At 64.3% G+C, this 18,976-nt stretch carries 15 protein-coding genes; 8 read left to right on the top strand and 7 right to left on the bottom strand.

The features are described from left to right. Positions 1-11: 11 nt before the first annotated feature. A complete protein-coding gene (locus XI06_RS36875; RefSeq protein WP_271607551.1) occupies positions 12-410 on the bottom strand; it encodes an MAPEG family protein in 399 nt (132 codons plus the stop codon). Between the two features lie 82 nt (positions 411-492). On the opposite strand from XI06_RS36875, the gene hemH reads away from it, so the two are divergent. The 4 genes from hemH (at position 493) to XI06_RS36855 (ending at position 4,242) form a co-directional block, all read left to right on the top strand. Beyond that, positions 493-1,530, top strand: coding sequence for a ferrochelatase (gene hemH, locus XI06_RS36870; protein ID WP_271607550.1), 1,038 nt, complete (start codon positions 493-495; stop codon positions 1,528-1,530). 25 nt (positions 1,531-1,555) lie between these two features. Next, positions 1,556-2,521: an ABC transporter substrate-binding protein gene (locus XI06_RS36865; protein ID WP_271607549.1), complete on the top strand. Its 966-nt coding sequence runs from the start codon at positions 1,556-1,558 to the stop codon at positions 2,519-2,521. A gap of 222 nt (positions 2,522-2,743) precedes the next feature. Continuing rightward, entirely contained in the window at positions 2,744-3,748 is a 1,005-nt protein-coding gene (locus XI06_RS36860; RefSeq protein ID WP_237866648.1) for an SPFH domain-containing protein, read from the top strand. Positions 3,749-3,798: 50 nt separating this feature from the next. Continuing rightward, positions 3,799-4,242, top strand: a complete 444-nt coding sequence (locus XI06_RS36855; RefSeq protein ID WP_237866649.1) for an NfeD family protein — start codon at positions 3,799-3,801, stop codon at positions 4,240-4,242. A 114-nt stretch (positions 4,243-4,356) separates the two neighbouring features. Here the strand turns inward: XI06_RS36855 and XI06_RS36850 are convergent, their stop codons facing one another. Continuing rightward, entirely contained in the window at positions 4,357-4,695 is a 339-nt protein-coding gene (locus tag XI06_RS36850; protein WP_237866650.1) for a winged helix-turn-helix transcriptional regulator, read from the bottom strand. 70 nt (positions 4,696-4,765) lie between these two features. Between XI06_RS36850 and XI06_RS36845 the strand changes: the two genes are divergently transcribed. Then, complete coding sequence (locus XI06_RS36845) at positions 4,766-5,320, top strand: carboxymuconolactone decarboxylase family protein (RefSeq protein WP_271607548.1); 555 nt, start codon at positions 4,766-4,768, stop codon at positions 5,318-5,320. A gap of 139 nt (positions 5,321-5,459) precedes the next feature. On the opposite strand, the gene XI06_RS36840 is transcribed toward XI06_RS36845, so the two are convergent. After that, positions 5,460-6,467: a KpsF/GutQ family sugar-phosphate isomerase gene (locus XI06_RS36840; RefSeq protein WP_237866656.1), complete on the bottom strand. Its 1,008-nt coding sequence runs from the start codon at positions 6,465-6,467 to the stop codon at positions 5,460-5,462. Positions 6,468-6,660: 193 nt separating this feature from the next. Here XI06_RS36840 and XI06_RS36835 point away from each other — a divergent pair, with 193 nt between their 5' ends. Further along, entirely contained in the window at positions 6,661-8,415 is a 1,755-nt protein-coding gene (locus XI06_RS36835; RefSeq protein WP_271607547.1) for an outer membrane beta-barrel protein, read from the top strand. 194 nt (positions 8,416-8,609) lie between these two features. Here the strand turns inward: XI06_RS36835 and XI06_RS36830 are convergent, their stop codons facing one another. Both XI06_RS36830 and gltB read right to left on the bottom strand, forming a co-directional pair. Beyond that, on the bottom strand, positions 8,610-10,061 hold the full coding sequence (locus tag XI06_RS36830) for a glutamate synthase subunit beta (protein ID WP_237866659.1): 1,452 nt from the start codon (positions 10,059-10,061) through the stop codon (positions 8,610-8,612). A gap of 142 nt (positions 10,062-10,203) precedes the next feature. Beyond that, a complete protein-coding gene (gltB, locus tag XI06_RS36825) occupies positions 10,204-14,937 on the bottom strand; it encodes a glutamate synthase large subunit (RefSeq protein WP_271607546.1) in 4,734 nt (1,577 codons plus the stop codon). A gap of 490 nt (positions 14,938-15,427) precedes the next feature. Between gltB and XI06_RS36820 the strand changes: the two genes are divergently transcribed. Beyond that, positions 15,428-16,165, top strand: coding sequence for a hypothetical protein (locus XI06_RS36820; RefSeq protein ID WP_237864652.1), 738 nt, complete (start codon positions 15,428-15,430; stop codon positions 16,163-16,165). 137 nt (positions 16,166-16,302) lie between these two features. On the opposite strand, the gene XI06_RS36815 is transcribed toward XI06_RS36820, so the two are convergent. Both XI06_RS36815 and XI06_RS36810 read right to left on the bottom strand, forming a co-directional pair. After that, entirely contained in the window at positions 16,303-17,073 is a 771-nt protein-coding gene (locus tag XI06_RS36815) for an alpha/beta fold hydrolase (protein ID WP_271607545.1), read from the bottom strand. Positions 17,074-17,306: 233 nt separating this feature from the next. Then, a complete protein-coding gene (locus XI06_RS36810; RefSeq protein WP_237864650.1) occupies positions 17,307-17,768 on the bottom strand; it encodes an Hsp20 family protein in 462 nt (153 codons plus the stop codon). Between the two features lie 219 nt (positions 17,769-17,987). Here XI06_RS36810 and XI06_RS36805 point away from each other — a divergent pair, with 219 nt between their 5' ends. Next, positions 17,988-18,935 carry an alpha/beta fold hydrolase gene (locus XI06_RS36805; protein WP_237864649.1) on the top strand — a complete coding sequence of 316 codons (948 nt, stop codon included), beginning with the start codon at positions 17,988-17,990 and terminating at the stop codon, positions 18,933-18,935. Positions 18,936-18,976: the final 41 nt, after the last annotated feature.

The raw sequence follows: 18,976 nt of genomic DNA, 5'->3' as shown, positions 1-18,976 counted from the left end.
GAAGAAGCAACTCACACCGGCAAAAACTTCTTCAACATCGGCATGAAGAAGATCGCCAGATTGAGCGCAAAGCCGATGCTCCAGAGGATGGAACGCAGCGTCGGGCGGTTGCCGAGATAGGTCAGCACATAGGCCACCCGCACGATCAGGAACAGCACCGCGAGCTCGTCGATCAGGCGCTGTGGTGAATCCCGGAATTCGGCGAGCAGGACGGCGAAGGCGAAGAACGGCAAGGTCTCGATGCCGTTCTGGTGCGCGCCAAGCGCGCGCTGCGAGATGGCGTCCTCATAGAAGGCGGGATCGCGCGGCCGGGAATTGTCGAAGCCGCGAAACCTGATCCATTTGATCGAGACGATCGTTACGAGATAGAGCAACAGTGCCCCGAGAACGCACCATTCCGCGAGCGTCATCTTCCCTCCCCCGCTTGGACGGGACCCTAGCGAAACCGGCCTCATCTTGACAAGTTCGGAGCAACGCGCGACCCAACTGGCCATGGAGACCCTGGCCCCCATCGTTTCAGCGAAGCCGACCGTTCAGCCCGGCCAGCCGCGCGTCGGCGTGCTGCTGGTCAATCTCGGCACGCCCGATACGGCCGACGCCGCCGGCGTGAGGGTCTATCTGAAGGAATTTCTGTCGGACGCTCGCGTCATCGAGGACCAGGGCCTGATCTGGCAGCTGGTGCTGAACGGCATCATCCTGCGCAGCCGCCCCCGCACCAAGGCGCTCGACTACCAGAAGATCTGGAACGTCGAGAAGAACGAGTCGCCGCTGAAGACCATCACGCGGTCGCAAGCCGACAAGCTCGCCGCCGCGCTGTCTGATCGCGCGCATGTCGTGGTGGATTGGGCGATGCGCTACGGCAATCCCTCGATCAAGGCGGGGATCGATGCGCTGATCGCGAAGGGATGCGAGCGCATCCTTGCGGTGCCGCTCTATCCGCAATATTCCGCCTCGACCTCGGCGACCGTCTGCGACGAGGTGTTCCGTGTGCTCGCCGGCCTGCGCAATCAGCCGACGCTGCGGGTGACGCCGCCATACTACGAGGACGAGGCCTATATCGAGGCGCTCGCCGTCTCGATCGAGTTGCATCTGGCGAATTTATCCTTCAAGCCCGAGCTGATCGTCGCGTCTTTTCACGGCATGCCGAAATCCTATGTCGACAAGGGTGATCCCTATCGGAGCCATTGCGTCGCGACGACGCAGGCGCTGCGTCGCCGGCTCGGCATGGACGACACCAAGCTGCTGCTGACCTTCCAGTCGCGCTTCGGCAATGATGAATGGCTGCAGCCCTATACCGACAAGACGATGGAACGCCTGGCGAAAGAAGGCGTGCGCCGCATCGCGGTGGTGACGCCGGGCTTTTCCGCCGACTGTCTCGAGACGCTGGAGGAGATCGCGCAGGAGAATGCCGAGATCTTCAAGCACAATGGCGGCGAGCAGTTTTCCGCGATCCCCTGCCTGAACGATAGCGATCCGGGCATGGACGTGATCCGCACGCTGGTGCTGCGGGAGCTGCAAGGCTGGATCTAATGTGCCTGGATCTAGGGAGCGTTCCATGAACCGCCGCGACTGCCTGGCGCTTCTGGGAACGATCACGGTGCTGCCGCTCTCAGCCCTGGCGCAGCAGACCGGCGAGCTGCGCCGACTGGGCGTGCTTTCGGTCACGGCCGATGACGTGATCGGGCAGGCCCGCCTGGTCGAGGCGCTGGCCACCCATGGTTGGAAGGAGCAAGACAATCTCGGGGTCGACTGGCGCAACGGAGGTGGTGATCGCGCTCCGATCGCCCGGCTCGCCGACGAGTTGATCGCGCTCAAGCCGGACGTTCTGCTCGCGATCGGCACCCCCTCGGTGGAGGAGCTGCGGCAGCGCACCGCGACGATTCCAATCGTGTTCGCGGTGGTCACCGATCCCGTCAGCCAGGGTTTTGTGCAAAATCTGGCCCATCCCGGCGGCAACATCACCGGCTTCACCGATTATGACGGCCCGCTTGCCGGCAAATGGCTGGAGATGCTGACGCAGGTCACGCCAAAGGTCTCTCGCGCCTTCGTCGTCTACAATCCCGCCACCGCGCCGTTCGCAGCCCTGATGCTGCGCACGCTCGAGGAGGCTGCGCGGACGCTGGATGTCGTGGTCGAGCCCGCGGCGGTGCATGATGCAGCCTCGATCGCCGCGCTGGCCTCGCGAAAGGATGGCGGATTCCTGGTGCTGCCCGACTTTTTCACCATGGCCAATCGCGCGCCTCTGCTGGCAGCGATCGCGGAATCGCATCTGCCGTCGGTGTTCTGGAGCCGCGCCTTCGTCGATGAAGGCGGGCTGATGTCCTACAGCACCGACAGTGCCGAGCAGCTGCGACGTGCCGCGGGCTATATCGATCGCATCCTAAAGGGCGCGCAAGCCGCCGACCTTCCGGTCCAGAATCCGACGAAGTTCGAGCTTGCGATCAACGTGAAGGCGGCCAAGGCGATCGGCGTTACGCTTCCCGCCGGGCTGCTCGCAATCGCGAACGACGTCATCGAGTAGCGTCGCAGTTTGTTAATCTTTGCCGCTAGGTCTGCCGCCGTACGCTTTCAAGAGCCCTTCGAAAAATACATAATCGTGACCGTTCCCGCTCCGTGCGCCTTGTTCAGAATCGCGCGCATGCCGACGTGAAAAGCGACCGCTGAACCGGTAGGGTGCTGATCCCGACCAATGACAGCGCGGGAAGGGCCTGTTTCCCGGCTTCTTTCCTGCCTTGGAGGAGATATGAGCGGTTTTGATATTTTCGCGATTGTTCTGGTGTTGCTCGTCATCATCACGCTGATTGCCGGCGTGAAAACGGTGCCGCAGGGCTATGACTGGACCATCGAGCGGTTCGGCAAATACACCCATACGCTAACGCCCGGCCTCAATCTCATCGTGCCCTATTTCGATCGCGTCGGGCGCAAGATCAACATGATGGAGCAGGTGATCTCGATCCCCGAGCAGGAGGTGATCACCAAGGACAACGCGACGGTGACGGTCGACGGCGTTGCCTTCTTCCAGGTGTTCGATGCAGCGAAGGCGAGCTATGAGGTCGCCAATCTCGAGCAGGCGATCATCGTGCTGACCATGACCAACATCCGTTCGGTCATGGGCGCGATGGACCTCGACCAGGTGCTGTCGCACCGCGACGAGATCAACGAGCGCCTCTTGCGCGTCGTCGATGCCGCGGTCTCGCCGTGGGGCCTGAAAGTCAACCGCATCGAGATCAAGGACATCGTGCCGCCGGCCGATCTCGTCGAGGCGATGGGGCGGCAGATGAAGGCCGAGCGCGTCAAGCGCGCCGACATCCTTCAGGCCGAAGGCGCGCGCCAGTCCGAGATCCTGCGCGCTGAGGGCGCCAAGCAGGGCCAGATCCTCCAGGCCGAAGGCCGCAAGGAAGCTGCGTTTCGCGACGCCGAGGCGCGTGAGCGGTCTGCAGAGGCCGAGGCCAAGGCGACGCAAATGGTGAGTGAGGCCATCGCCAAGGGTGACGTGGCTGCGCTGAATTATTTTATTGCCGACAAATACATCAAGGCGTTCGGCCAACTGGCCGACTCGCCGAACCAGAAGATCATCATGCTGCCGATCGAGGCCACCAGCATTCTGGGTTCGCTCGCCGGCATCGGCGAGATCGCCAAGGCAACGTTCGGCGAAAGTGCTGCGTCTGCAGCCGCCGCCGCGCGCCGCACCGGCTCAGTGCCGCCGGCTGGCGGCACGCCGCCGGCGGTTCCGCCGCGGCAGGGTTGAGGAACGGCGCATGACCTTAGGGGCGTGCGCCAACATAAAGAGGTCGTGTCATGACCGACATGTTCGTATCGCTCGGCACCTGGAACTGGCTGATCTTCGGCTTCCTCCTGATGGCGCTGGAGGTGATCGCGCCGGGCGTGTTCCTGTTCTGGCTGGGGCTCGCCGCGCTCCTGGTCGGCCTGATCTCGTTCGCCACCGTCATCTCCTGGCAGATCCAGCTCGTGATGTTCGCGGTGTTCGCAGCCGCGGCCGTGCCGGTGTGGCGTCGTCTTGCGCGACCGAAGTTCGATGCAAGCGCCAGCCCGTTCCTCAACAAGCGCACCGAGGCGTTGCTGGGCCGCGAGTTCACGCTGGAGAAGCCGATCATCGACGGCAACGGCACCATGCGCATCGGCGACACGGTGTGGCGCGTGGCGGGCCCGGACACTCCGGCAGGGACGCGTGTGAAGGTGGTGCAGGTGGATGGCGTGAATCTAACGGTGGCCGCGGCGTAGGTGCGGTCATTGCGAGCGTAGCGAAGCAACCCAGACTGTTGCCGCAGAAAGATTCTGGATTGCTTCGCTGCGCTCGCAATGACGAGCTTGTTGAGGCTGGATTGCCAGACCTAGCTAGGCGCCACTCTTGCTGCGCCACCTCTCCGCAAACCTGTGCAGTGGCATGAACGTCTCGCACAGCTCCCGGCCCACCGGTGTCAGGCCATAGCCTCCGCCGTCGCCCAGCTCCACAAACCCCGCCTCGCGCAACTCCGTCAGCCGCACTTGCAACACCGTCGGCGAAGCCTCATCGCAGGCCGTGCGCAATGCGCGCGAGGTGAGAGGCTCCGCGCGCAATTCCCACAATATCCGCAAGGCCCAGCGCCGCCCGAGCAGGTCGAGCAGCGCCATGATCGGCCGCCCGGTACGCGAGCCGCGCACGCGACGTTCCCCTGAGCCCGTCTGTTTCGCCATCACACCCTCTTGCGTCGTGCTACGGATAATGTAGCGTGTTGCTACAATAATTGTAGCAAGGAAGATGCCCATGTCATCCCCGGCTCCTCGTATCGCCGCGCTCGATCAGCCTTATCCCCCGGAGATCCAGGCGCAGTTCGACCGCATCATGCGCGGCGCGCCGCCGCTAATGCTTTTCCGGGTGATGGCCGGCCACAGCCGCGCCTGGGACAAGTTTCGTGCCGGCGGCCTGCTCGATCCCGGGCCGTTATCGTTGCGGGAGCGCGAGATCGTCATCGATCGGACCTGCGCGCTGAACAGATGCGAATATGAATGGGGCGTCCATGTCGCGATCTTCGCCGGCCCGGCGAAGCTTAGCGAGGATGAGGTTCGTGCGACGGTGGGGGGCGATGCGAATTCGGCCTGCTGGTCCGCGGCCGAGCAGGCCCTGATCGCAGCGGTGGACGCGTTGCACACCCGCGGGACGTTCACCGACGCCGAGTTCGCCGCGCTGTCCGCGCATTACGACGAGGCGCAGATCCTGGAGATCATGCTGCTGTGCGGCTTCTATCGCACGGTGTCGTATCTGGCCAACGGGCTGAGGCTGCCGCTGGAGGAGAACGCGGCGCGGTTTCCAACAGTCTAACCATGCGTCATTGCGAGGAGCTCGCGACAAAATTGCGAAGCAATTTTGCGCTGATGCGACGAAGCAATCCAGACCGTCCCGCAGAAAGATTCTGGATTGCTTCGCTACGCTCGCAATGACGTGGAGAGAGCCGTAGGACCTACGCCACACCCGCCCGCAGCAGATCGTGCAGATGCACGATGCCGACCACCTTGTCCGCCTCGGTCACAACAAGCGTTGTGATCTTGCGCGTGTTCAGCACCTCGATCATCTCGCTGGCGAGCATCGAGGGCGGCACGGTCTTGGGCTGCCTGGTCATGATCTCATCGACCGTCACAGTCAAAAGATCCGGCCGCATGTGGCGGCGCAGATCGCCGTCGGTGATGATGCCGACCGCCTCGTTCGCGTCATTGACGATGCAGACGCAGCCCAAGCCCTTGGCCGACATCTCCACCACCGCGTCCGACATCTTGGTGCCTTCAGGCTTGACCGGGATTTCCGCGCCGGTGCGCATATAGTCGCGGACGAATTTCAGCATCGCGCCCAGCTTGCCGCCGGGATGGAAGTGGGCGAATTCCAGCGCGGTGAAGCCGCGGCCTTCGAGCAGCGCGATCGCGATGGCATCGCCGATCGCGACCTGCATCATAGTCGAGGTGGTCGGCGCCAGATTGTGCGGGCAGGCCTCGCGCGCCTTCGGCAATTCGATGACGATGTCGGCGGCCTGGGCGAGCGAGGACGCCGCATTCGACGTCACCGCGATCATCGGGATCGCAAAGCGCGCCGAATAGTTCACCAGCGTCTTCATCTCCGGCTGCTCGCCGGACCAGGACAGCGCCATGATGACATCGTCGGTCGTGATCATGCCGAGGTCGCCATGGGCGGCTTCAGCCGTATGAACGAAGAAGGCCGGCGTGCCTGTCGAGGCCAGGGTCGCCGCGATCTTTCGCGCCATGTGGCCGGACTTGCCGAGCCCGGTGACGATGACGCGGCCCTTGGCGTTGCGGATCAGGTCGACCGCCCTGGCGAACGCCTCGCCCAGCGGGCCGCGCAGGGCGGCGGCGAGCGCGTTGATGCCGCCGCTCTCCGTCTCCAGCGTGCGGAGTGCGGATTCGACTGATGTGGGGGTGAGGCCGGATGAGGAGGTCATCAGCGGTTTCGAACTCGGCATGCTCAGGTCCAGGGAGGAGGGGCGTTAGCCCGTTGGCCGCCTCCTTAGCACGCCGTCGAGCGCGAGGCGACGCAGGCCCCAAAGCCTTCAACGGGTCATTAACCATAATTGTTTTAACTCCATTAACGATGGTTTCCGCGCGTTCGCGGAAGGCCATCAGTGAAGTATCTGATTTCGTTGGAGTTATTCCATCGTGGGGTCGCCTCCAGGTAGGGGCCGGAGCAGTCGCGCGTACGTCTTTCGCGCCGCTTTGCCATGCCTGCTGCTGACCGCGCTGGAAAGCTCACCAGTGGCCGCCCAGAGCCTCACGCCCGACCTGTTCAATCCCAGCCGCGGCGGCTTCGTTTCGCCTGAGACGCTGCCGACGCGCCGCACGGCGGGCGTCCTGCCGGCGCCGTCGGACGCGGTTCCGCAGCCCCCGCAGCCGCAGGATCCCAACGAGGATCCGCGCAAGAAGAGCGACGCGCCCGCGACAACGCGAATTGGCCAGGTCCCGACATATGGCCTTCCCGCCGCGAACGGTGCGAGCAGCTCGGGCTACGACTCGCTTAATCGCAAGCGCCAGCAGCCAAAACTCTATCCGGGTCAGCCGAAGCCGAAGAAGCCTGCAGGTCCGGGCTCGCCGGTGCCAACTGCAACGCCACCGGTCTCCACGCTCGGTCCTCCCCGTATTGCGCCGCCGCCGTCGGAGACCGCGAACAAGACGCCATTGCCGCCTGCGATGGCCGGCACCGTGCCCGGCCAGCCGCAGCGCCGTCGCCTCAAGGTCGACGACGATGCGTTCGGCGCGGTCGGCGACTACGCCGGCAGCTTTCTGATCAAGGGCGGGCTCGAGCTTTCCACCGGCTACGACACCAATCCTGCACGTCTCAGCAAGCCGGTCGGCTCGCCTGTCTATGTCGTCGCGCCGGATCTGCTTGTCATGTCCGACTGGGAGCGCCACGCGCTGGTCGCAGACTTGCGCGGCTCGTTCTCCGGCTACACCAACAACATGCCGGCGACGATCGACGGACTTCCCTCGCCGTCGCCTGTCGAGATCAACCGCCCCGACTTCACCGGCCATGTCGACGGCCGCTACGACGTCGACCGCGACCTCAAGCTGACCTCGCAATTCCGGTTGCGGCTCGCCACCGACAATCCCGGCAGCCCCAACGTGCAGGCCGGCCTGCAGAAATATCCTGTTTACACCACCTATGGCGGCACCTTCGGATTCGACCAGACCTTCAACCGTTTCCAGGTCGCCGCCGGCGCCACGATCGATCGCACCGCCTACACGGATTCAAAACTCACCGACGGGTCGACCTTCAGCAATGACGACCGCGACTTCAACCAGTATGGCGGCGTCGGACGCTTCTCCTACGAGCTGAAGCCGGGCTTAAAACCGTTCGTCGAGATCGAGGGCGACAACCGCGTCCACGACCAGGCTGCGGATCGCAACGGCTATTTGCGCGATTCAAACGGCGGCTATGCCAAGGTCGGCTCGTCCTTCGAGTTCTCGCGCATCCTCACCGGCGAAGTCTCGGTCGGCTATTCCGCGCGCAACTATGTCGACCCTCGCCTGAGCCAGCTCTCGGGCTTCCTCACCTCGGGATCGCTGATCTGGAACGCCAGCGGGCTGACGACGGTGAAATTCAACACCGACACCCAAATCGCGGAAACCACCATCCCCGGCTCCTCCGGCGTGCTGGTGCACACCTATGCCGCCGAAGTCGACCACGACTTCCGCCGCTGGCTGACGGCGGTCGGCAAGTTCACCTACGGCACCTACGACTATCAGGGCCAGAATCGCAACGACAAGACCTACTCGCTCGAAGGCAATCTGATCTACAAGCTCAACCGCAACATCTGGATCAAGGGCACGTTGCGCCACGACATCCTGGATTCGAACCAGCCGGGCTCGAGTTCGCAGGGCACGGTGGTGATGCTGGGCGTGCGGTTGCAGAATTAGCGGCGCGTAGGGATTTGAACTGATGCGTCTTAGTAAGCGGCAAGCTTTCAACTCACTCCGCTGTCATGCCCCGGCTTGACTGGGACATCGAGTACGCCGCGGCTTCTCGGTTCAATAAAAACGTCTCTGGAATACTGGATCGCCCGGTCAAGCCGGGCGATGACACCGTTGCCTAGTTTGGCCGCGAGTAACACTCACCGCGGCAGATCCGTCTTCCCCATCAGGAACGTGTCGATCGAGCGGGCGCACAGCCGGCCTTCGCGGATGGCCCAGACCACCAGCGACTGGCCACGGCGCATGTCGCCGGCGGAGAACACGTTCGGACGCGAGGTCTGGTAATCAAGCGTGTTGGCCTTGACGTTGCCGCGCGGGTCGAGGTCGACCGCGAGCTGCTTGAGCAGACCCTCGTGCACGGGATGCACAAAACCCATCGCGAGCAGGACGAGCTCGGCATCGAGCTCGAACTCGGTGCCTGCGATCGGCTTGAACTTGTCGTCGACGCGCACGCAGTGCAGCTTCTTGACCTTGCCGTTCTCGCCGGTGAACTTCTGCGTCAGCACGGCGAACTCGCGGATTGCGCCTTCGGCCTGGCTCGACGACGTGCGCATCTTCAGCGGCCAGTTCGGCCAGGTCAGGCCCTTGTTCTCGCGCTCGGGCGGAGCGGGCATGATCTCGAGCTGCGTCACCGACAGCGCGCCCTGGCGCAGCGAGGTGCCGATGCAGTCGGATCCGGTGTCGCCGCCGCCGATGACGACGACATGCTTGCCGCCGGCGAGGATCTCCTTGACGCCACCCAGCGGCTCCTCGGAGACGCGGCGGTTCTGCTGCGGCAGGAAGTCCATCGCATAATGGATGCCGTCGAATTCGCGGCCGGGGATCGGCAGATCGCGCGGGGCTTCGGCGCCGCCGGTCAGCGCGATCGCGTCGTACTGGTTGAGCATCTCGCGCGGATCGACATTGCCGTCCACGCCGACATGGCTGTTGTAGTGGAAGGTGACGCCTTCGCCTTCCATCTGCTTGACGCGGCGGTCGATGACGCCCTTCTCCATCTTGAAGTCCGGGATGCCATAACGGAGCAGTCCGCCGGCCTTGGCGTACTTCTCGAACAGATGCACGTCGTGCCCGGCGCGGGCCAGCTGCTGCGCGCAGGCCATGCCGGCCGGACCCGAGCCGATCACCGCGACCTTCTTGCCGGTCTTGACCGCGGCGATCTCAGGCTTCAGCCAGCCATTGTCCCAAGCGCGGTCGACGATCGCGCATTCGATGGTCTTGATGGTGACGGGGTTGTCGTCGATGTTGAGCGTGCAGGACGCCTCGCACGGCGCCGGACAGATGCGGCCGGTGAATTCAGGAAAGTTGTTGGTCGAGTGCAGATTGCGCGAGGCCTCTTCCCAATTGCCCTGATAGACGAGGTCGTTGAAGTCGGGGATCTGGTTGTTGACCGGGCAACCGGGCGTGCCCGGCGCGACCGAGCCGGTGCCGTGGCAATAGGGAATGCCGCAGTTCATGCAGCGCGCGGCCTGGTCGCGCGTTTCCTTCTCGCTCAAGGGAACGACGAACTCGTTGTAATGCTTCACGCGCTCGGCGACGGGGGTGTACTTGCGATCGTGCCGTTCGATTTCGAGAAAACCCGTGATCTTGCCCATTAAACCCGAAGTCCCTGCCGCTTAGTCGTTTTGTTGTTTCCTCACCGTCATTGCGAGGAGCGAAGCGACGAAGCAATCCAGTCTGCATCAAGGAAGAAAGTCTGGATTGCTTCGCTACGCTCGCAATGACGGGTGTGATGCCTTACGCCCCGATCGCGATCTTCGGCTCGGCGTCCGCGTTGGCGGCCATTTCGCGCAGCGCGCGCCGGTACTCGACCGGCATCACCTTGCGGAATTTGGGCAGCCATTCCTTCCAATTGGCAAGGATGTCCGCGGCGCGCTTGGAGCCGGTCGCCTTGGCATGGCGCGTGATCAGGACGTGCAGACGCTCGACGTCGGATGCGAGCAGGTTCTGGAACACGTCGACCCGGCCGTGCGCCTCGAGATCACCGGAGTGGTGATACGTGCCGGCGTTGATCAGCTCTTCCGACAGCACCGGCTCGAGCTCGACCATGCTGAGATTGCACAGCTTGTTGAAGTCGCCGGTTTCGTCGAGCACGTAGGCGATGCCGCCGGACATGCCGGCCGCGAAATTGCGTCCGGTCTTGCCGAGCACGACCACGATGCCGCCGGTCATGTATTCGCAGCAATGATCGCCGGCGCCTTCGACCACGGCGACCGCGCCCGAGTTGCGCACGGCAAAGCGTTCGCCGGCGACGCCGCGGAAGTAGCACTCGCCCTGGATGGCGCCGTACATCACGGTGTTGCCGACGATGATGCTCTCCTCCGGCACGATGCCGCTATTCGCCGGCGGCTTGACGATGATCTTGCCGCCCGAGAGGCCCTTGCCGACATAGTCGTTGGCTTCACCCTCGAGCTCGAAGGTAACGCCGTTGGCGAGCCACGCGCCGAACGCCTGGCCGGCCGTGCCCTTGAGGCTGACATGGATGGTGTCCTGCGGCAGGCCGGCATGGCCGTAGATCTTGGCGACCGCGCCCGACAGCATCGCACCCGCAGAGCGGTTGGTGCTGTTGATCGCAGCCTCGATCTTCACCGGCGCACCGCGGTCGAGCGAGGGCTTCGCCTTCTCGATCAGCGAGCGGTCGAGCACGGCCTCCAGATGATGGTTCTGGCGCTCGGAGTGATAGATCTTCTGGCCCTTGTCTTCCTTCTGCTTGACGAACAGCTTCGAGAAATCGAGGCCCTTCGCCTTCCAGTGCGCCACCAGCTTGGTCTGGTCGAGCAGCTGAACCTGGCCGACCATCTCGTTGAAGGTGCGGAAGCCGAGCGAGGCCATGATCTCGCGCACTTCCTCTGCGACGAAGAAGAAGTAGTTGATCACGTGTTCGGGCTGGCCGGTGAAGCGCTTGCGCAGGACGGGGTCCTGGGTAGCGACGCCGACCGGGCAGGTGTTGAGATGGCACTTGCGCATCATGATGCAGCCGGCCGCAATCAAGGGCGCGGTGGCGAAGCCGAACTCGTCGGCGCCCAAGAGCGCGCCGATCACGACGTCACGCCCCGTGCGGAAGCCGCCGTCGACCTGGACCACGATGCGGCTGCGCAGCCGCTCGCGCACCAGCGTCTGGTGGGTTTCGGCAAGGCCGATCTCCCACGGCGAGCCGGCGTGCTTGATCGAGGTCAGCGGCGAAGCGCCGGTGCCGCCCTCGAAGCCCGCGATGGTGACATGGTCGGCGCGCGCCTTGGCAACGCCCGCGGCCACCGTGCCGACGCCGATTTCGGAGACCAGCTTGACCGAGACGTCGCCCGTCGGGTTGACGTTCTTGAGGTCGTAGATCAGCTGCGCCAGATCCTCGATCGAGTAGATGTCGTGATGCGGCGGCGGCGAGATCAGGCCAACGCCGGGGGTCGAGTGACGCACCTTGGCGATGGTCGCGTCGACCTTGTGGCCGGGCAGCTGGCCGCCTTCGCCGGGCTTGGCGCCCTGCGCCATCTTGATCTGCATCATGTCGGAGTTGACGAGATACTCCGTGGTGACGCCGAAGCGGCCCGAGGCGACCTGCTTGATCGCCGAACGCATGGAATCGCCGTTCGGCATCGGCTTGAAGCGGTCGGCTTCCTCGCCGCCTTCACCGGTGTTCGACTTGCCGCCAATCCGGTTCATGGCGATCGCGAGTGTCGTGTGCGCCTCGCGCGAGATCGAGCCGAAGCTCATCGCGCCAGTGGCGAAACGCCTGACGATGTCCTTGGCCGGCTCGACCTGGTCGATCGGGATCGGCTTGCGCTTCTCTTCCTCCGCGTTCTTGATCCGGAACAGGCCGCGCAGCGTCAGCAGGCGCTCCGACTGCTCGTTCAGGATCTTGGCGAAGGCGCGATAGCGCTCCAGCGAATTGCCGCGGGCGGCGTGCTGAAGCAAGCCGACGGACTCGGCGGTCCAGGCATGGTCCTCGCCGCGGCTGCGATAGGCATATTCGCCGCCGACATCGAGCGCGGTCTTGTAGACCAGAGCCTCGCCGAACGCGTCGGCATGACGCCGTACAGCCTCTTCGGCGATCTCGGCAAGACCGACGCCCTCGACGCGGGTGTGCGTGCCGGCGAAGAACTTTGCGACGAAATCAGCCTTGAGGCCGACCGCGTCAAAAATCTGCGCGCCGCAATAGGACTGATAGGTCGAGATGCCCATCTTGGACATCACCTTGAGCAGGCCCTTGCCGATCGACTTGATGTAGCGCTTGACGATCTCGTAGTCGTCGAGCGAGCCGGGCAGGCGGTCCTTCATCGCGATGATGGTTTCGAACGCGAGGTAGGGATTGATCGCCTCGGCGCCGTAGCCGGCAAGGCAGGCGAAGTGGTGCACTTCGCGCGGCTCGCCGGATTCGACGACCAGGCCGACCGAGGTGCGCAGGCCGGTGCGGATCAAATGATGATGCACCGAGGCGCAGGCCAGCAGCGACGGGATCGGCACGCGGTCGGTGCCGACCATGCGGTCGGACAGGATGATGATGTTGACGCCCTCGCGCACCGCGGCTTCCGCGCGCGCGCAAAGCTCGTCCAGCACCTGGTCCATGCCCGCCGCGCCGAGACCGGCGTGGAAGGTGGTGTCCAGCGTGCGCGACTTGAAGTGGGTGTCGGCGACATCCGAGATCGAGCGGATCTTCTCGAGATCCGCGTCGGTGAGGATCGGCTGGCGCGCTTCCAGGCGCTTGGTGGTCGCAAGGCCCTGAAGGTCGAACAGGTTCGGCCGCGGTCCGATGATGGAGACGAGGCTCATCACCAGCTCCTCGCGGATCGGATCGATCGGCGGGTTGGTGACCTGGGCGAAGTTCTGCTTGAAGTAAGTGAACAGCGGCTTGGCCTTGTCCGACAGCGCCGAGATCGGCGTGTCGTTGCCCATCGAGCCCGCGGCTTCTTCACCCGTGGCCGCCATCGGCGTCATCAGGATCGTGATGTCTTCCTGGCTGTAGCCGAATGCCTGCTGGCGGTCCAAAAGCGACAGGTTCGAGCGCACGCCCGTGGTCGGCACCTTCGGCAGCTCTTCGAGCACGATCTGGGTCCGCTCCAGCCACTCCTTGTAGGGATGGCTCTTGGCGAGCTCGGCCTTGATCTCGTCGTCCGGAATCAGGCGGCCCTGTTCGAGGTCGACCAGCAGCATCTTGCCGGGCTGCAAGCGCCATTTGGTGATGATCTGGTCCTCGGGGATCGTCAGCACGCCCATTTCGGACGCCATCACGATGCGGTCGTCCTTGGTCACGAGATAGCGCGCCGGCCGCAGCCCGTTGCGGTCGAGCGTGGCGCCGATCTGGCGGCCGTCGGTGAAGGCGATCGCGGCAGGGCCGTCCCACGGCTCCATCAGCGCGGCGTGATATTCGTAGAAGGCGCGGCGCTTCTCATCCATCAGGGGATTGCCGGCCCACGCCTCCGGAATCATCATCATGACGGCATGCGGCAGCGAGTAGCCGCCCTGTACCAGGAATTCGAGCGCGTTGTCGAAGCAGGCGGTGTCCGACTGGCCCTCATAGGAGATCGGCCAGAGCCGGCTGATGTCCTTGCCGTACAGCTCGGAGCTGACCGACGCCTGGCGCGCTGCCATCCAGTTGGTGTTGCCGCGCAGCGTGTTGATCTCGCCGTTATGCGCGATCATGCGATAGGGATGCGCCAGCGACCACGCCGGGAAGGTGTTGGTCGAGAAGCGCTGGTGAACGAGCGCGAGCGCGCTCTCGAAATCCTTCTCGTGCAAATCGGGATAGTACTTGCCGAGCTGGTCGGCGAGGAACATGCCCTTGTAGATCACGGTGCGGCAGGACATCGAGCAGGGGTAATAGCCCGCGAGGCCGCGGTCGCGGCGCTGGTAGATCGCCTGCGAGATCGACTTGCGCAGGATGTAGAGCCGGCGCTCGAACTCGTCCTCGGTCTTGGCGGTGCCGTTGCGGCCGATGAACACCTGCATGCAGGCGGGCTCGGTCGGCTTCACGGTGACGCCGAGCGAGGAATTGTCGGTCGGCACGTCGCGCCAGCCGAGCAGGGTCAGGCCTTCCGCCTTGATCTGGTCGGCGATGATGCTCTTGATGACGTTGCGCCAGGCGGTATCACGCGGCATGAACAGCGCGCCGATGGCGTATTCACCCGGCGCCGGCAGCTCGAACTTGTTCTCCTTGGCCTTGCGGCTGAAGAAGGCGTGCGGGATCTGCACCAGGATGCCGGCGCCGTCACCGGCGCGCGGATCGGCGCCGACAGCGCCGCGATGCTCGAGGTTGCAGAGGATGCTCAGCGCGTCCGAGACGATCTCGTGCGACTTCTTGCCCTTGATGTTGGCGATGAAGCCGACGCCGCAGCTATCCTTCTCCAGGCTCGGGTCGTACAGGCCTTCGGCTTTGGGGCGCGAATTATGTTCCTGAATCGGGTCGGTCGTTTTCGAGGCGACCGTCGCCGACAGCTCTTCTGCCACGATGTTTCCGCTCTCGAATTGCGACCCGTTCATTGTTCCAATCCTCTCCATGCGGCAAGCTGCCTCACCGCCATCTTCGGCGCACCTTGGGCGTTCCGCGGCACCCGCCTCTGGGTCACCGCTCGTCCGCTGCGAGCCGCATTTTCTTAAATTCAGGCCAAGGCGTTCTTCGTCCCCGAGAACGGCTTTTCCTGTTGCCTTATGGTGCTCGGAAGCACCGACTTTCGTTGCAATCCGTATGCCGGAACCGCAAGCAAAATTGAGACAGTCTTCCTGTCCTAAACGTCACCTTGCCAAATTTTTGTCTATCACACAAGCGCGCGGAAGTCCCGATTCCTCATATGTCAATCGATCGCTTTCCAAAAGTTGCGCGCCCCGGTTTTGAAGCAAACGCGCCCTGATCCGGCCCAAGCGGCGCCGAAATCCCCAATAAAGCTTCGGATCGCCCCTTCGGAACGTGCGCCACGCCGTCAAAAGCGAAAGAGCGCCAGGCCATGAGGGGCCTGACAGGAGCGTGTCGACCATGAAGTTTTTCACAGGATGTGTGGCCGCCGCCGCGCTGGCGCTGGTAGCAAATGCCGCGGAGGCCCAGGTGCCGGCGAAAGGAACCGCGCGCGGGGCCTATATCGCCGTCTCGGATTTCGACGGCCCCTACGCGCCGCCGGAGGCCGCGCCTCCGCCGCCGCGCTACGGCTACCGCTATGGCTATGAGGAACGCGGCGTGGGGCCGGCGCTACTGCCGGCCATCGAGGTCTACGCGGTCCTGCGCGACAACGGCTTCTCGCCGCTCGGCATCCCGCGCCTGCGTGGCGCGGTCTACACCATTGCGGTGATCGACCGTCGTGGTGATGACGGCCGGCTTGTGATCGACGCTCGCGACGGCCGGATCATCCGTTTCATGCCGGCCGCCGACGCCTATGGCATGGCCCCCGCTTATGAGGAGCCGACGGTTGCACCTTACCGGCCGCAAAGCGCGCTGCCGCCGCCGACCATGGTTCGCGGCGGCCCGCCGCGCCCGCCTGCCTCGATCCCGCATGTCGCCAGCCGCACTGTGCCGCTGCCCAAGGCGGCTCCGCAGCGCGCCGAGACGCCGGTGGTGGCCGCCAAGCCCGCCGAGCAGGCTCCTCAGGCTCAACCCGCACAGCAGACGGCGGCCGTGCAAGCCAAGCCCGCGGAGGCTGCGCCGACCGTCGGCCAGGCCAAGCCGGCCGTCACGATCCTGCCGACGCAGGAGATGCCGGCGGCGCAAGGATTGGATTAGCGCGAGTTGGAGGCGCAGGCGCCAGCCAAACCATCGGTGTCGTCCCGGCCTTCGCCGGGACGACAATGAGGAGAGAGCTGGGCAACACAAAAGGCGCCTGAGATCTCAGGCGCCTTTTGTGTTTCCGCAATCGCGGCTCAGCTCCGCGGATACCCCGCCGCCTCCAGGATCAAATTCGCAACTTCCTTCGGATGCGACACCAGCGAGAGGTGGCCGGCGTCGAGCTCGATCGTGGTGGCGTTCATGCGTTTGGCGAGGAAGCGTTCGAAATCGGGATTGATGGTGCCGTCCTTCTTCGACACCGCGTACCAGCTCGGCTTGGAGTGCCAGGCGGCTTCCGTGGTGCGACCGGCGAATATCGAGGCGGCCGTCGGCCATTGCACGGCGTAGAGCTCCTTCGCCTGCACCGGCTTCACGCCGTTGGCGAAATATTTAAGGAACGCGTCTTCGGACAGCTTGGTGTAGCCGTCGTGCTCGACGATGCCGGCACGCGCAGGGCCCGTCGGAAACTGCTTCGACAGCGCGACAAAGTCCTCGTTGGCATCGGGGGCGCGTGCGGCGATGTAGACGAGGCCGGTAACCTTCGGGTCGGTGCCGACCTGGCTGATCACGGTGCCGCCCCAGGAATGCGCCACCAGCACGGTCGGACCATCCTGCTCGGCCAGCACACGCTTGGTCGCTTCGACCGACTCGGCGAGCGAGCCCAGCGGATTCTGCACGGCAGTGACGTTGAGGCCGGCAGCCTGGAGGATCGGGATCACCTCCGACCAACTTGAACCGTCGGCCCAGGCGCCATGCACCAGCACGACGTTCTTGGCTTTCACCGCGGTTGGGGTCTGCGCATGGGCAAGGCTGATGGGGGCCGCCAGCAGGCTCGCGGCGACGAAAAGGCTGCGCCAGAAAGTCATGATCGTTCTCCGTCTTGTTTTGGGCTCGGCATACAAAATACGGAGTGTCAGGCGGCAGCGTTACGTCGGCTCACCGGCCCGTGATGCGCTGCAACCATCCAATCGGGCAATTCAGCAAAGTGGTGTCGCCTTTGCGCAAGCCCGAACGGCGGCAGGGCGAGCGGCGATGTAAGAACGAAAAAACGCCCCGGGGGCACCGAGGCGTTTTCGTAACCTGGAAGTTGATACGCGCTTTACGCGGCGACCGAGCTCTCGATCACCTGCGCCTTGGCAGCGCCGGCGTTGATCGCGATCTGGCGCGGCTTCTTGGCTTCGGGAATCTCGCGTACAAGGTCGACATGAAGCAGGCCGTTCTCGAGCGAAGCGTCCTTCACCTGCACGAAGTCGGCAAGCTGGAAGGCGCGCTCGAAGGCGCGGGCGGCGATGCCGCGATAGAGCACTTCGGATTTCGAGTTCTCGTTGGCGACTTTCTCGCCCTTGATCGTCAGCGTGTTTTCCTTCGCGACGATGGAGAGCTCATCCTTGGCAAAGCCCGAGACCGCAACTGTGATGCGGTAGGCGTTCTCGCCGGTGCGCTCGATGTTGTAGGGGGGGTAGCCGGGGCTGCCGTCAGTGCCTGCCTGGTCGAGCAGGTTGAAGAGGCGGTCGAAGCCGACGGTGGAACGATAGAACGGGGTGAGATCGTAGGTACGCATGGTCAAGTCCTCCATTGAGCGACTGTTTTGGTAACCCGCCCGCCAATCGGGCCGGGCTTTAGTCTGTGTGCAGCCTGATGTTCCGGTTTCGAAACACTGGTAGCGGCCTGCACTGAGATGATATGGGTGGGTCCAGACGGCGTTCAAGAGGGCGGAAACAAGCGCCTTTTCGGCGCTCCCCGCCCCTTGATTTGCTGCACTTGGCGCCTACGCACTCTCATGACGCTGGTCTCGATTCCGTCCAACCCCGTTCCCGAAGACGTCGTCAGCGGCACCATCAAGACCTCGGATGGCGTCGAGCTACGCTTTGCGCGCTGGGCGCCGCCGGCAAACCGCAAGGGCACGGTCTGCGTCTTCACCGGCCGCAGCGAACAGATCGAGAAATATTTCGAGACCGTGCGCGATTTGCGCGACCGTGGCTTTGCGGTGGCAATGATCGACTGGCGCGGGCAGGGGCACTCCGCGCGGCGGCTGCGCGATCCGCGCAAGGGCTATGTGCGCAACTTCTCGGACTACGAGATCGACGTCGAGGCTTTCGTGCAGCAGGTGGTGCTGCCGGATTGTCCGCCGCCGTTCTTCGCGCTGGCCCATTCCATGGGCGGCGCGGTGCTGTTGCGGCTCGCACATGCGGGCAAGCGGTGGTTCGATCGCATGGTGCTGTCGGCGCCGATGATCGACCTGCCCGGTCGCTCCACCTCGTTTCCGGTGCGGGCACTGTTGAAGACGATGCGCATGCTGGGACGGGGCGGCGCATACATTCCTGGCGGCAGCGATGACCTCACTGGGTTGTCACCTTTCATCAACAATCCGCTGACCAGCGATCCGGTGCGCTATGCGCGCAACGCCGCGATCCTGGAGGAGGACCCGACGCTGGGCCTGGCATCCCCCACGGTGGCCTGGGCCGATACCGCCTTCCGCGCCATGCACACCTTCAAGGGCATCCATTACCCCTCCGAGATCCGCCAGCCGATCCTGATGCTGGCGGCCTCCAACGACGCCGTGGTCTCGACCGCGGCGATCGAGGAGTTCGCCTACCATTTGCGCGCGGGCTCGCATCTGGTGATCGCCGGCTCCAAGCACGAGATCCTCCAGGAGCAGGACCGCTACCGCTCCCAGTTCTGGGCGGCGTTCGACGCCTTCGTGCCGGGCACGCCATTGTTCAAGTGAAGTGGCGGTCTTCTCCCTCGCCCCGCTTGCGGGGAGAGGTG

Origin of the sequence: Bradyrhizobium sp. CCBAU 11434, assembly GCF_028128895.1 — a bacterium.
In the GTDB taxonomy this organism is placed as follows: Bacteria; Pseudomonadota; Alphaproteobacteria; order Rhizobiales; family Xanthobacteraceae; genus Bradyrhizobium; species Bradyrhizobium zhengyangense.
The sequence above is the reverse complement of the archived record's forward strand: the minus strand, read 5'-3'. Positions and strand labels throughout refer to the sequence as shown.

Coding starts and splice junctions, on each gene's coding strand:
- XI06_RS36855 (WP_237866649.1), top strand. CDS start 3,799: ATGACCGACATGTTCGTATCGCTCGGCACCTGGAACTGGCTGATCTTC.
- XI06_RS36860 (WP_237866648.1), top strand. CDS start 2,744: ATGAGCGGTTTTGATATTTTCGCGATTGTTCTGGTGTTGCTCGTCATC.
- XI06_RS36875 (WP_271607551.1), bottom strand. CDS start 410: ATGACGCTCGCGGAATGGTGCGTTCTCGGGGCACTGTTGCTCTATCTC.
- gltB (WP_271607546.1), bottom strand. CDS start 14,937: ATGAACGGGTCGCAATTCGAGAGCGGAAACATCGTGGCAGAAGAGCTG.
- XI06_RS36820 (WP_237864652.1), top strand. CDS start 15,428: ATGAAGTTTTTCACAGGATGTGTGGCCGCCGCCGCGCTGGCGCTGGTA.
- XI06_RS36815 (WP_271607545.1), bottom strand. CDS start 17,073: ATGACTTTCTGGCGCAGCCTTTTCGTCGCCGCGAGCCTGCTGGCGGCC.
- XI06_RS36850 (WP_237866650.1), bottom strand. CDS start 4,695: ATGGCGAAACAGACGGGCTCAGGGGAACGTCGCGTGCGCGGCTCGCGT.
- XI06_RS36845 (WP_271607548.1), top strand. CDS start 4,766: ATGTCATCCCCGGCTCCTCGTATCGCCGCGCTCGATCAGCCTTATCCC.
- hemH (WP_271607550.1), top strand. CDS start 493: ATGGAGACCCTGGCCCCCATCGTTTCAGCGAAGCCGACCGTTCAGCCC.
- XI06_RS36810 (WP_237864650.1), bottom strand. CDS start 17,768: ATGCGTACCTACGATCTCACCCCGTTCTATCGTTCCACCGTCGGCTTC.
- XI06_RS36830 (WP_237866659.1), bottom strand. CDS start 10,061: ATGGGCAAGATCACGGGTTTTCTCGAAATCGAACGGCACGATCGCAAG.
- XI06_RS36840 (WP_237866656.1), bottom strand. CDS start 6,467: ATGCCGAGTTCGAAACCGCTGATGACCTCCTCATCCGGCCTCACCCCC.
- XI06_RS36865 (WP_271607549.1), top strand. CDS start 1,556: ATGAACCGCCGCGACTGCCTGGCGCTTCTGGGAACGATCACGGTGCTG.
- XI06_RS36805 (WP_237864649.1), top strand. CDS start 17,988: ATGACGCTGGTCTCGATTCCGTCCAACCCCGTTCCCGAAGACGTCGTC.